The organism is Leisingera sp. ANG-M6 (assembly GCF_000813905.1).
GTDB lineage: Bacteria > Pseudomonadota > Alphaproteobacteria > Rhodobacterales > Rhodobacteraceae > Leisingera.
The window spans coordinates 184,508-197,147 of record NZ_JWLG01000002.1; the positions used below are offsets into that span (position 1 = coordinate 184,508).

The 12,640-nt window shown below is 65.8% G+C and carries 7 protein-coding genes; all 7 read right to left on the bottom strand.

Annotation, left to right across the window (positions count from 1 at the left end; all coding sequences use genetic code 11):
- Positions 1-74 precede the first annotated feature (74 nt).
- The gene (locus tag RA24_RS01370; RefSeq protein WP_019298149.1) at positions 75-911 is read right to left on the bottom strand and encodes a glycosyltransferase family 2 protein; all 837 of its coding nucleotides are present in this window, start codon (positions 909-911) and stop codon (positions 75-77) included.
- Positions 908-3,412 carry a hypothetical protein gene (locus RA24_RS01375; RefSeq protein ID WP_039189227.1) on the bottom strand — a complete coding sequence of 835 codons (2,505 nt, stop codon included), beginning with the start codon at positions 3,410-3,412 and terminating at the stop codon, positions 908-910. The genes RA24_RS01370 and RA24_RS01375 overlap by 4 nt, the downstream gene beginning before the upstream one ends.
- Positions 3,409-4,347 carry a hypothetical protein gene (locus RA24_RS01380; protein WP_039189228.1) on the bottom strand — a complete coding sequence of 313 codons (939 nt, stop codon included), beginning with the start codon at positions 4,345-4,347 and terminating at the stop codon, positions 3,409-3,411. Before RA24_RS01380 ends, RA24_RS01375 begins: the two co-directional genes overlap by 4 nt.
- Positions 4,344-5,033, bottom strand: a complete 690-nt coding sequence (locus RA24_RS01385) for a 4'-phosphopantetheinyl transferase family protein (RefSeq protein WP_039189230.1) — start codon at positions 5,031-5,033, stop codon at positions 4,344-4,346. The genes RA24_RS01380 and RA24_RS01385 overlap by 4 nt, the downstream gene beginning before the upstream one ends.
- Entirely contained in the window at positions 5,030-9,595 is a 4,566-nt protein-coding gene (locus tag RA24_RS01390) for a MupA/Atu3671 family FMN-dependent luciferase-like monooxygenase (RefSeq protein WP_039189233.1), read from the bottom strand. Before RA24_RS01390 ends, RA24_RS01385 begins: the two co-directional genes overlap by 4 nt.
- Complete coding sequence (locus RA24_RS01395; RefSeq protein WP_039189235.1) at positions 9,592-10,608, bottom strand: glycosyltransferase family 2 protein; 1,017 nt, start codon at positions 10,606-10,608, stop codon at positions 9,592-9,594. Before RA24_RS01395 ends, RA24_RS01390 begins: the two co-directional genes overlap by 4 nt.
- Before the next feature lie 5 nt (positions 10,609-10,613).
- Positions 10,614-12,640 (bottom strand): thioesterase domain-containing protein (locus RA24_RS01400; protein ID WP_039189265.1); only part of this gene is annotated, 2,027 nt, incomplete at its 5' end.

Consider the following 12,640-nt stretch of genomic DNA (forward strand, 5'->3'; position numbering starts at 1 on the left):
GCCCAAGGCCGCGAAGGGAGGTCTGGCACAGCCAGCCTTCCTGCGGGCGCGGGAGCGCCCCGGCAAATCAGCGTTTAGCGGCCGCGGGTCCAGCGGGTTCGGGAGGCGAACAGCGGTGTCTTTACGGCCAGGGCAACTGCGCCGTAGGCCAGAAAGCCCAACGGATCCCGCAACAGAAGTTGCAGCGCAGTACCCGCACTGGCCTTCACGGTGTCCTCGTTGCGCGTCAGCTGAGGAAATTTCGCCGCCACTTCCGACACGCCGGCATTCTGCCGCCGCCGCACTTTCACCAAGTTGCGGAACCCCTCGACCATCGGCCAGCTGTAACTTGCCGGAACCTGCACCCGCTCGCCGGGCGCAAATTTCAGCCGGGCAAAGATGTCATCGGCAATGATATCCGGCCAGTTCCCCCAGCGCTGCCGTCCGGCCCGGTTCATGGCAAAGATACCGAACCCCGGCACTCCGCTGGAAAAGAACGGCAGCTGCATCCACAGCCGCGCATAGGCCCGTGTCACCGGGCTACGTGCAGGGGAGACTTGGGGGCAGCCACTGGCATAGCGCGGCGCCTCCAAGTCCAATGCCACGGCGATTTGAGGAAGCAGGCCGGGCGAAACCAGCACATCGGCATCCAGGTAGATCAGGATATCCCCGCGTGCCGCAGCATCACCCGCATTCAGCGCCCCCAGCTTGCCGCCCTCGGGCAGTTCAAGCACCCGCAAATGCCAGCCCTCCGGGGGCGTGGCAGCACGGGCCAACGTTGCGGTTTCATCGGTGCAGCCATTGGCCAGCACCAGCACCTCTGCTGTCATTGCACCAGGCAACGGGCCGGATGCAAAGACCGCCTGCAGGCAGCCTTTGATATAGTCTGCCTCGTTGTGGGCCGGGATCAGCACAGAAACCCGCAGGCTCATTTTACGGCCTCCAACGCATCCCAGCGCGGGTTCTGGTCGCTCAATGTCCGCAATGCGCCCCAGCTGCCCCATTTTCCTGGCGCCCCGACATCGGAATAGGCGGTGAACAAGCTGCCGCCAAGCGCCTGCCAGCCCGCCAGCAGCTCCTGATAGAGCGCGCCCATCTCGGGAGTGTAGTTGAAATGGGTGAAGAAGCTGGTCAGCGCCGCATCCTCGACCATCGGGCCGATGCCCACCACATGGCTGCCGCCCTCGTACATGATCAGCTCCAGCCCGTGCTGTTGCGCAACTTCTGCGTGATACGGCAGCACCCGGCCCAGCAGGTCGGTCAGCGTGTCGGCTGCTTCGCCCGAAATCAGCCCGTCGCGCAGCTCAGCGCCGGCCTGGGCGCTTGCGGCATCATACCGGTGCTGTTCCGTGAACTCCTCCGCGGCCGCACCGCTCAGCCCGCGCCGGGCGGCAACCGCCTGCGCCTGTTCCCGGCTGCCGGCGATCCAAGCCCGCACCTGCGCGGCGCGTTCCTTCAGCCCCAGCACGCCGCCGAAATAGCCAGTCACCGCATAGGCATCAAAATATGCGGCTGGTGCCCGGCGCCCGGCCTGCTCTGCCTTCCACAGCGGTGCAGCCAGCACCTGCTCCTCCAGCCCCAGCCAGCCGGTCTGAGAAGAGATTACCCGCACCAGCCGCTGGCTGTCTTCGCCGAACACCCCGGTCCAGATTTGCGCCACCTCCGCTGCACGGCCGCCGTAAAACTGCATCCACAGCCCGTCGCCGCCCCATCGTGCCTTTGCCTGCGCATCGGCCCATGCGGCCTGCTGGAACTGCCAGTTCCAGACCTCGTTGGAATATTCGACATAGGCACGCAGGTCCTCGTCCAGCCCGCGCTCCACCTGCTGCGCGAACTGCCGGACATAAGTGTCATCTGCCATATGCGGCATGCTGAACCAGGGATCGGCGCCCAGCGTATTAGCCAGTTCCAGCATCACTTCCACCGGCACCCCTTTCTGCGCCCAGGTGTAATCCGAGCGCAAAGGCCGGTCCTCCCATCCCGTTTGCTGTGAGTCATTGGTGGCCATCCAGTCCATGAACCGAAGCACGGCAAATTCGTCCAGATGGCCCAGCCACAGCGGGTTGAACAGGGCGCCGCTATCGTAGGCGTCCAGATGCTCTTCCTTCACCACGGTAATATTGCGCACATAGCCGCCGTCGCGGCCCATCCGCTGGATGCGGATCTCCACCGGGCCGGGGCCGGGATTAAAGTCGAACCGCACCTCACCCTTGCCATAGCGGACGTTCTTTGCCCGCCCCAAAACCTCGACGATGCCTTCCCCCTCGAACCGCAGCACATAGCGGCCGGCCAGCGACACCGCTTCCTCTGGCAGATCGGTCAGGATCACCGTCCCGATAGAGCTCAATTCCGGCGGGATTGCGGTGGGCCAGCCCGCCGGATCAAGATAGCCCGCCGCCAGCAGATCACCATGATCCGCGCCGCCCCAGCGCCTGGGCAGATGGCCGATCCAGGGCCGCGCGGTCTTGAAATGATCCAGAAAGGGGGCCTGGGTGCTCCAGTCCGCGATGCCCGCGAGGTTGACGGCAATGGGCTGACGGGAGGCTGTTCTTGTCGGCTGCGCCGCATCTTCCAGCACCGCGGCATTGAGCACGGGCTCGGGCGGGTCCTGCGGCAGCGGTGCGGGATCTGCGGGCAAAGCCGCAGTGCGCATACCGTCCCCCTGGGCGGCGGCCCAGGCGATCTGCTGCAGACGTGCCGCCAGTTCGGGGGAGGGGGCACGGTAGGGCTTGCCCCAGCGGTCCTTCAGCTGATGCGGCAGCCCCGCGGGATCTTCCCCGGTCAGCACCGCATATTGCAGCAGTGCCATAAAATAAAAACCGGTGGCATTGGGGTGGATGTCATCGGCAAAGACGTCGCGGATGCTAGAGAGCCCCGGCATCGTGCCGGCCCGGATCGCATCATCCAGCCGCGCCATTGCCTGGCCGGCTGGCAGCAGTTTCACGGTGCCGCCGGTGGCGGCGTTCACGTCCTCCACCACCGCCTGCCAGCGCGGCAGATCTTGTTCCAGCCGCACCCGCCACGGCACATCCGCCCCATCGTCAAAAGGCACATCGGCACCGGTGCCGCTGTCCAGGCTGTGCCAGGTTTCCTGCAGGTAGAATTGCACCTCCGGATTGGCCGTGCGCGCCAGCTCATAAAACTGCGTGACCGCCTGTTCCGTGCCGCTCCATTTCAGGTGATTGGCCAGCGGGATCGCCTCAGTCACGATCACCGCATCCGCGGGTGCCTTCAGCCTTTCACGTGAATCAACACCTTCGGCGCTGTCGCTGTGCTGCCAGTTATAGCTGAGCGGCGCGCCATTGATGATCTGCGCTTCCACCCGGGATTCTGCCTGCGTGTCCAGCAGCTGCTCCAGCATCTGCGGATTGTCCGGCCCGAACAGCGAATGGCCGATCATCACAACCGAGGTGATCAGCGCCTCCATTTTCATGCTGGCGCTCCCGCGGCAGCAATCCCTGTGCGGGGCAGGGCGCGCACGGTGTCCCAGACGATAGCCTGCACCTTGGCGGCCGCCTCAGGGCGGAATACCTGCGCCGGGGAACCGTCCGCTCGGGTCAGCTGGTGCGGCAGACCTTCCGGTGAACGCTGATACAGCACCGCATAATGGGTCAGGGCGATCACATATGCCCCCAGATCATTGATGTGGATTGTGTCCAGATCGCCCTCAGGCGTGCGGGCAAACAGCGATTCACGTGAAGCCAGCCCCGGGATTTCCCCGGCCTCCGCCGCTCGTGCCACTGCGGCCAGCACCTGCCCGCCGGGGATCAGATAGACCGGCTGCTGCGGAGTGCGGCGGCTGTCGGCACCCAGCAGTTGCCGCGTCCACAGGGCCTCAAGGTCTCCCTCAATCCGCTCCAGCCAGCCATCCGGGTCATCCAGCCGGTGCCAGGTTTCATACAAGTAGAGACGCGTCTCCGGCGAGGCCCCGCGCGCCAGATCAGCCCATTTTCCCAGATACTTGGCAGCATCAAAATACTTCAGCGCATCGCGCAGCTCGACCATCTCGGTCAGCACCACGGCGCCGTATTCACCCGACCCGATGGCCTCCTTCGCATCGCGGTAGGCTGGCGCCTTGTTGGCAGTCTCAAAATCAAGGATCGCCTCGTCTGGCTCCCAATGCCCCCTCAGCGAGGTGCCCGATCCCAGCTGGCTGTTGTATCCGTGGCCCTCCGGTGCCAGCTGCGCCAGCATATGCGGCATGTCCGGCCCGACCAGCGAATGGCCGAGGTGAAACACCTTAAGCGGCCCCTGCGGCGGGTCCAGCGGCGGCGGCACCGGCACCGGCCGGCTTCGGGTGACAAACGCCATCAGCCCCAGCGTTGCCGCGGCGGCGCCTGCGGCCAGAAGCCCGCGCCGCCCCATCATCCGCGCCCCCGGATTTCTGCCGTGGTCATGATCAGGCCCGCACCAATGGCAAACCGCCCGCCCACCGCCTCACCGCGCTTGAAAGGTGGCCGGTCGGCAGTGAAAAACGCCTGAAATGCGCTTGCGGCCAGATCAAACTCCAACTCCATCCCGTCAAAGCCGTAAAACGCCCGGCTTATTGCGTACTGTGCCTTATAGGCCGCCTCCTTGGCGGAAAAGATCACCTTGGCCATCTGGCCGGGATTGTCCTGCCGCTTTAGCCAGGCCTGTTCACGGTCGGAACAGATGGCTGGCAGCAGCTCGTCCTTCAGCGGCGTGTCCTCCTCCACGTCGATCCCCAATGCCTGCACCGCGCCGGCCCGCGCCAGCACCGCCATCGCGCAGCTCTTGGTATGGGTGATCGAGCCCACCAGCCCCGGGGGCCAGACCGGCGCCCGGTCGCTGCCGACCTGTACTGGGGCAGGGGGCACGTCCAGCTGCCGCATCGCCTGATGCACAGCGGACCGTCCTGCGGCAAACTCGTTGCGCCGTTTCTCCACCGCGTTGGGCGACAGCCCTGCAGCTTCCTCCGCCAGCGGCGCGGGCGGCGTGCCCAGCGGGTCCGCCCCGGCCAATGCCACATCAGCGGCAAAAAGCGGCCGGACCAAGGCCAGCCGCTCTGCCAGTTTGCTGTTGCTGTCTGTCATCCGGTTCTTGCCCTGCGGTTTGCCCGCATCGCCCGCCGTTTCGACATCATGTCGCTGCGGTCTGGGGCTGCGGCTGCCTCAGGCTGTTGTTCCGTATTTGCCGGGGTACCTGCAAGCCCTTCGATGTGGGCAGCGAGTCCCGCCAGGGTCGGGAAGCGGAAAATGTCGGTGATTGACAGTTTCGCGGTGCCCAGTTCCTCGCGCAATTCCCTGTGCGCCTGCACCGCCAGCAGGGAATGGCCGCCCAGGGCAAAGAAATTGTCCTGCGCCCCGATGCCGCTGACCCCCAGAATGCGGCTCCAGACCGTGGCGATACGGGCCTGCGCGCCTGCGTCCAGCGCAACTGCCGGGGCGGCATTGGCCTGCGCGGGCTGCGGGTCCGGCAGCGCCTTGCGGTCGATTTTCTTGTTCGGTGTCAGCGGGAAGGCGTCCAGGGTGACGATATGCGCCGGCACCATGACCTCAGCCAGCCGCGCCGCCAGCGCCTGTTTCAGGGCCTCTCCGGACACAGGTGCGGTTGCGGTGATATAGGCAACCAGCTGCTCTGCGCCAGCTTCGCCAAGCGGCACCACAACGGCGCCCGTCACACCGGCTTGCGCCACCAGTGCGGCCTCGATCTCGCCCAGCTCGATCCGCTGGCCGCGGATTTTCACCTGGTGATCGGTGCGGCCCAGGAAGGCGAGACTGCCCGCGCTGCTCCAGCGCACCAGATCGCCGGTGCGGTAAAGGGGTGTTGCAGCGAACGGTGCCTTTACGAAGCGTTCAGAGGTCAGCTCCTCCCGCTGCCAATAGCCCGCCGTGACACCCGCGCCGCCAATATACAATTCGCCTGGAGTCCCCGCGGGGACAGGCGCCTGTTTTTCATCCAGCACATAGACCTGCGTATTGGCAATTGGCGTGCCAATGCCGGCTGTCCCCGCAGGGACGGCGCTGATTTTCTCCACCGTCGACCAGATCGTCGTCTCGGTCGGCCCGTACATGTTGTGCAGCTCCGCGTTTGTGGTGTCCTGCAAGGCCTGCACCAGATCCCCCGGCAGCGCCTCGCCGCCCACCAGCAGATGCTGCAGCTGGCCCAGGCAGGCGCTGGCATCCCCGTCCGCGGCAATCATCCGCGCCATCGAGGGCGTGCATTGCATGTGGCTGACGCCATGGCGCACAATCTGCGCCGCCAGCGAGAAGTCATCCGCCGCCAGTTCCTGCGGCGCGTTCGACAGGCGCAGAACCTCTGCCAGCGGTTTCAGCCCCTCCAGCACCACATCCGGCGCGATGCCATAGTCGATCAGGCAGGCGATTTCATCGACGCCGATCCGCTTCAGCTGCTCCACCCGCTGGCAGGCGTCCTGAATGGTGCCAAACAACCCGGAGTCCTCGAAATAGCGCTCAAAGGCAAAGTCGAGGATGGCTTCCAATTCCTCCTCTGACAGCATGCCGAGGTCCATTTCAAACGGGTTCTTCACCCCTTCGGGTTTCTTGAAGGCGGGGAAGGCCCAGGCGTATTGCTTGATCAGCCCTGCGGCAGAGCGCAGGTAGTCCTTCATCGGTTCCCGCGCCACCTTGCGGGCTTCTTCGCGGGTCTGCGCCAGGTAGCTGTGCAGCATCAGCGTGACCTTGAAATCCGCGGGGTCATGGCCGGCCTCGCGCAGGGCATCGTGGTAGATGCGGATCTTGCCCGCGACCTCGTCGATGCTCTGACCCAGGAGGTGGGTCAGCACATTTGCCCCAATCGCACCCGCCTCGCGCCAGGTCTCCGGGTTGCCCGCGGTGGTGACCCACACCGGCAGCTCCTTGGACACCGGGCGGGGCTGGGTGAGGACGCTGTGCTCCCCGCCGTCCCTGCGGGGAAAACCCACCTCCTCGCCGCGCCACAGCTTGCGCACGGTCTCAATGGTTTCAAACAGCGCGGGCTTGTTGGCGGGCGGGGTATTTTCGGGCCGCAGGATGAAGTCATCCGGCTGCCAGCCGGAGGCAAAGCCGATGCCGGCGCGCCCCGCGGTCAGGTTGTCAATTACTGCCCACTCCTCGGCAATCCGCGCCGGATGGTGCAGCGGCGCCACGCAGGAGCCGGAGCGCACCCCGATGTTTTGCGTCACCGCGGCGACAGCGGCGCCGGTGACGGACGGGTTCGGGTAAGGCCCGCCAAAGGCATGAAAGTGGCGTTCCGGCGTCCAGACCGCGTTGAAGCCGTGCTGGTCAGCGAATTTGGCGCCTTCCAGCAGCAGGTGGTATTTCTGTGGCCCCGGCCCGTCGTCATTGCCCCAGTAGAACAGGTTGAAATCCATCTTCCGGTCGCCGAGCGCCACCGGCCCCTTGGACAGCTCCAGTCTGCTTTCATCACTGGACAAAACCAGCTTGAACCCGCGCGAGAGGGTCCAGAACAGCTCCAGCACCGAGATGTCGAAGCTGAGGCTGGTCACTGCCAGCCAGGCATCGCCGGGCTGGTGCGGGATGCGCTGATCCATGCCGATAAAGAAGTTCGCGACATTGTCGTGAGTGACCATCACCCCCTTGGGCAGGCCGGTGGAGCCGGAGGTATAGATCAGATAAGCCAGATCGCTGCCGGTGGCACCGCCATCAATGTTTTCACCTTCTGTCCCCGCAGGGACGTCCTCTATTTTCAGCACCTGCGCGTCTGAGGCAGGCAGGCTGGCGGCCAGTGCGCCTTGGGTCACGATCACCTGCGCCTGGCTGTCGGTGATGTAATGCGCGATGCGGTCGGCCGGGTAGGCGGGATCCAGCGGCACATAGGCGCCGCCGGCCTTCATCACCCCAAGCGCGGCAAACACCAGATCCGGCGCGCGGCGGATGTGGATGCCGACATGGCTGCCCGGTTTTACGTTCATTTCACGCAAGCGCCCCGCTACTGCATTGGCGCGGGCGTTGACCTCAGCGTAAGTGAAGCTCTGGTCCTCGAACACCAGCGCGGTGGCCTTCGGGGTCTTTACAGCCTGGGCCTCAAACGCGGCGTGGATGGTCAGGTCCGCAGGGTAGTCCGTGGCGGTCTGGTTCCAGTCCTCCAGCAGCAGTTTGCGCTCGGCTTCGGGCAGGATTGGCAGCTCTGCCACGTTGCAGCTGCCGTCTTCTGCGATGGCAGTCAGCACCAGCTCCAGCCGCGCGGCGAGCAGGGCTGCGGCGTCTGGTGTCAGAGCGGCTGCGTCGCAGTGCAGCACCATGGTGTCATTGGTCAGGGAGGCTGTAGCAGCGCAACCCTCAATCGCTGCATCGGATCCCAGCATAAGACCGAAACCGGGCATAGCCTGCGCCGAAATCTCCGGCGCGCGGGCCACAATGTCTTCGGCAAAGCCGCCGGTTTTGCGGGCCTTGGCAATCTCTTGCGCGCTGCGTTCAACGAGGTATGCAACGCGGTCCTGCTGGCGCGCCTGCAACGGCACCCAGCCGGAAATCAGGCCGGGCAGGCCCTCCATCCCCTCTACCGTCAGCGCCACATCGCCGGTTTCCGCGCCGCTGCTGAGCAGGGCAAAGGCGAGGGCAGCAGCTGCGGCCTGTTCCTCGCTGAGACCGGCGGGCAGGGCGATGTCCAAGCGGTTGAAACCGCTGCCGCCAGTATCCGATGTCAGCGGCACCTGCACCGGCTGCATCGCGGCGAGCCGCTGGCGCCAGTGGCTTTCACCACCCTGGACCGCAGCGAGACGGGCGGTGAGTGCCTCGGCCTCTGCTGCGGTCAGGGAGGGAACCTCGTCTCCGGCTGCGGCCAGTTTTGAAACGTCCAGCGGCTGGCCCGCGAATGTGGTCAGGCGGGACAGTGTAAGGGCACCGCTGCCGGTTGCGATTTTTACGCTGGCCTTACTGACCTCCAGGACGGTGCCCGGTGCGCCGCTGCCCTCCGCAACTTCTGCAGCGCCAGCCAGCACCACGGTGCCGCCGATGCGCAGTTTGGCGGCGCACATCGGGTTCCAGTAGCCGCCGGTGTCCAGCGCCCGCACCAGCCGCGCCAGTTCCGCCGCGGGGCGGGTGAATTCCAGCATCCCGCCTGCCGCCGGGCGGTCCGACTTCCTGAACAGGCGGCGCTGGCTCAGGTCCTGTTTCTGACGTTTCAGATCACCGGTTTCCAGCTGGGTAACTACCTCTCCAAAGCTGTCCATCGCGGCAGCGTAGCATTTGGAGTTGAGGCTGAAGGCGGTCTCATCCTCGGCCACATCAAACAACCGCTGGGCCAGAATGTCGCCCTCATCCACGCCGCCCTCGATCAGGTGCCAGGTGATGCCGTGCAGCGCCTCGCCGTTGATCAGCGCCCAGTTCGGGGTGTTGAGGCCCGCGTAGTGGGGCAGCGGCCCGTCGTGAAAGTTGACCGCGCCCTTGGCCGCCTGCGCCAGCACCGCATCCGGGATCACCGTCAGGTTGGCAATCGACAGCAGCCAGTCAAAGCCGCCACTGAGGTCTGCAGGAGTGTCCAGCAGTTCCAAGCCCTTGCCTGCGGCCCAGGTGCGAATGTCCGCATCCTGGGACACCACCGCCCGGATCAGGTGGCCGCGCGCCAGCAGCGCATCGGCGCAGCCGATCAGAAGGGATTCATTGCCGATCAGGGCACAGGTGAATGCGGTCATTTCTGCTCCTTTGCAAGCGGAGAAGGGAGGCGCGTTTCCGTAAGTGTTGTGCGGCGCGGCGCAAACAGCGCGCGCAAGCTGTGCAGGCAGAGATCGCGCAGAAAATACGGCGGATCAGCCTGCGGTTTGCTCTGGATCAGGCGGCGCAGGCCATAGATCACGCTGCCGCTGATGCGGGCCAATGTGGCTGCGGCGGCATAGGCGCGGCCATGGTTCTTGACGAAGTAGTGCAGACGCGAGTCAAACCAGTAGCCGGGCGTGCGCTGCCAGCCCTTCATGCCGGTGGAGGCGGAGCCGATATGCGCCACCTCGCTGGCCGGCACATAGTGGGTGCGCCAGCCCGCGCGGGCGGCGCGGCGGCAGAGGTCGGTTTCCTCGAAGTAGAGAAAGAAGGTCTCGTCAAAGCCGCCCACGGCCTCGACCGCCTCGCGGCGGATCATCAGGCTGGCGCCCGCGGTCCAGTCGACCTGAACCTCTGCCTGCGGCATCTCCATGGCGACCACCCAGGGTTTCAGCAGCCGGGTGAAGAGGCCAGTGCGCACGCTGGCCTCAAACTCGCCCGCGATGGAGGGGAATCGGAAGGCGGTGCGGTGCGGGGTCCCGTCGGTGCCGCGCACATAGGAGCCCGCCAGCCCGGCGCCCGGATGCTGCAGCAGGAAGTCGCGCAGGGTGCGGATGGTGCTGCCTTGCACAAAAGCGTCCGAATTCAGGAGATAGTAGAACTCCGGCGCGCTGCCGTCCGCCAAGCCGGTGCTGAGGCCGATGTTCATGCCGGCCCCAAAGCCGCCGTTCACCGGCGAGGCGATCACCCGGACCCGGTTGCTGTCCAGCCAGCCGCGGGTTTCTGCCGCTGCCCGGACATGCTCATAGGAGCCGTCGCCGGAGCCGTTGTCGATGATCAGCAGCTCCCCCGGCAAATCCTCCAGCTCCTGCAGCGCCGCCTCGGCGGATTGCAGGGTCATTTCCGGAGTGCGGAAATTCAACAGGATGATGAGGATACGCTGCTGGGCCATGGTAGTCACTCCGCCGCCCGGACCGTGCGCGGCGGGGCGGAGGCCGCTGCCCGGTCCGCTGCGTCGAGCCGCGCCTTGACGCCTGCCGCCAGCACGCTGACGTTCGGCACCAGCACCATGCTGTCATGGTCGCCCGGCACCTCTTCGACCTCAACGGCGGGCGCCATGCGGGTCCAGTCGTTGTCGGCAAACACGTATTCGCGCTCGCTGCTGACCCAATTGCCGCCCGAGACCTGCCATTTGCGGTCGAGCGGCGGGCGGAACAGGGTCAGCGGGCCGTGCCATGGCTGCAGGCCGTAGGTTTCGACCGCGGCGCGGAAGGCCAGTTCGATCTTGCGGTTGTTGAACTCCGGCTGGGCGCCGGTTTCCGCCGGTTTGGCGCGGCGCTTTTCGAACTCCCAGGCAATGCGATTCCTGGCCCATTCGCCAAGGTAGCCTATCCCCTTGCTGCGCAGCTCGGCCAGCTTGATCAGTGCCTTGTCCTGCCGGTTCAGAACCGGGCGCACCGGCAGCGGCGTGTCCAGCAGGATCAGCGCCGCGGTGTCCTGGCCCTGACTCTTCAGCTGCTGCGCGATCTCATAGGCAGTGATGCCGCCGCCGGAGAAGCCGCCGAGCAGATAGGGGCCCTCAGGCTGGATCTGGCGGATCTCATCCAAGCAGCTGCGGGCCGCGTCCTCGATCCTGTCGTGCGGCGCATCATTGCCCACCAGCCCCTTGGCCTGCAGGCCGTAGACCGGGCGGTCCTTGCCCACCAGCAGCGCAAGATGACGCAGGTTCAGCACGTTGCCGAACATGCCCGCGACCAGGAAGAAGGGCCGCCGCCCGGTGCCATCGCCCGGATGCAGCTGCACCAGATGGGTGAATTTCGGTTTCTCTTCCGCCGCTTGCGGTTCGCTGCCCGGTTCCTCGGCAACACCGCCGCCAGTGCGTTCGATGATCCGCTCTCCCAGGGCGGCGACGCTGGGCGCTTCAAACAGCACCGACAGCGGGAATTCCACGCCAAAGGCGCGTTTGACCTGTGCGAACAGCCGGACCGCAATCAGGGAATGGCCGCCAAGGTCAAAGAAGCTGTCCTCGATCCCGACCTGGCTGACGCCCAGGAGGGAGGCAAACAGCTTGGCCAGCTGCTCCTCCACCGGGTTGCGCGGTGCCACGTAATCGGTGTCGAGCTGCGGGCGGTCGAAGGTTTGCGCCTCGGTCTCTGCCGGTGCGCTCTGGTCTGCCTGGGCAATCAGCGCGGGCAGGTCGAGCGAAGAAACCACCACCTGCGACAGGCCAGAGGCCACGGCGCGGGCAAGGGCCTCGCCGCCGTCCTCTGCCTTGATGCCATTGGAGATGTTCAGCTGCAGACGGCGTTCCTCAGGCGATAGCGGCTGCGGACTGCTGGCGGGTTCCAGACCCAGCTGTGCGGCGGTGGCATCTGCTTCACCCTGCTCCGCTGCCGCATCAAACCCGCCCGCCAGGCGCTGCATCCGGAAGCCCTCGATTTCGACCAGCACAGTGCCGTCCGGGCCGGTCAGAGTCACATCGAAAGCTGCTGAGCCGCTGCCGGAGCCCTCGGAGAGGCGAACATGGCTGAAGACCTGCGGTGTCAGCGGCGCAAAGACCCGGATGGTCCCGTAGGACACCGGCACCCACAGCGCGGTGCCTTCATATCCGGGGATCAGGTTCATGGCCCAGCCGGTTGCCAGATCCATCAGGCCCGGGTGCAGCAGGCAGCCGTCAGCCGCCGCCGCATCCGGCAGCGACAGGGCGGCAATGCCTTCGCCGTCCCCCAGTGCGGCGCGGTCCAGAACATGCCAGCGCGGCCCGAAGTTCAGATGCGCCTCCTGCGGGGATCGCAAGCGCCCGCGCACAGGCGCCTGCTCCTCCGGGCATCGGGTGAAAATCGTCTGGAGGGGGAGGGGGGCGGGGCGTTCTGCCGCCGCCGCTAAGGCCAGCAAAGCCTGACAATTCAGACGGTAACCATTTGTAAATCTCGAGTAAACAAACAGTTCATAACCATTTTCATTAGCTTCTAACTTTACCAGCG

Bases quoted from the DNA above. Each gene is read 5' to 3' on its own strand.
- RA24_RS01370 (WP_019298149.1), bottom strand. From the start codon at position 911: ATGAGCCTGCGGGTTTCTGTGCTGATCCCGGCCCACAACGAGGCAGAC.
- RA24_RS01375 (WP_039189227.1), bottom strand. From the start codon at position 3,412: ATGAAAATGGAGGCGCTGATCACCTCGGTTGTGATGATCGGCCATTCG.
- RA24_RS01380 (WP_039189228.1), bottom strand. From the start codon at position 4,347: ATGATGGGGCGGCGCGGGCTTCTGGCCGCAGGCGCCGCCGCGGCAACG.
- RA24_RS01385 (WP_039189230.1), bottom strand. From the start codon at position 5,033: ATGACAGACAGCAACAGCAAACTGGCAGAGCGGCTGGCCTTGGTCCGG.
- RA24_RS01390 (WP_039189233.1), bottom strand. From the start codon at position 9,595: ATGACCGCATTCACCTGTGCCCTGATCGGCAATGAATCCCTTCTGATC.
- RA24_RS01395 (WP_039189235.1), bottom strand. From the start codon at position 10,608: ATGGCCCAGCAGCGTATCCTCATCATCCTGTTGAATTTCCGCACTCCG.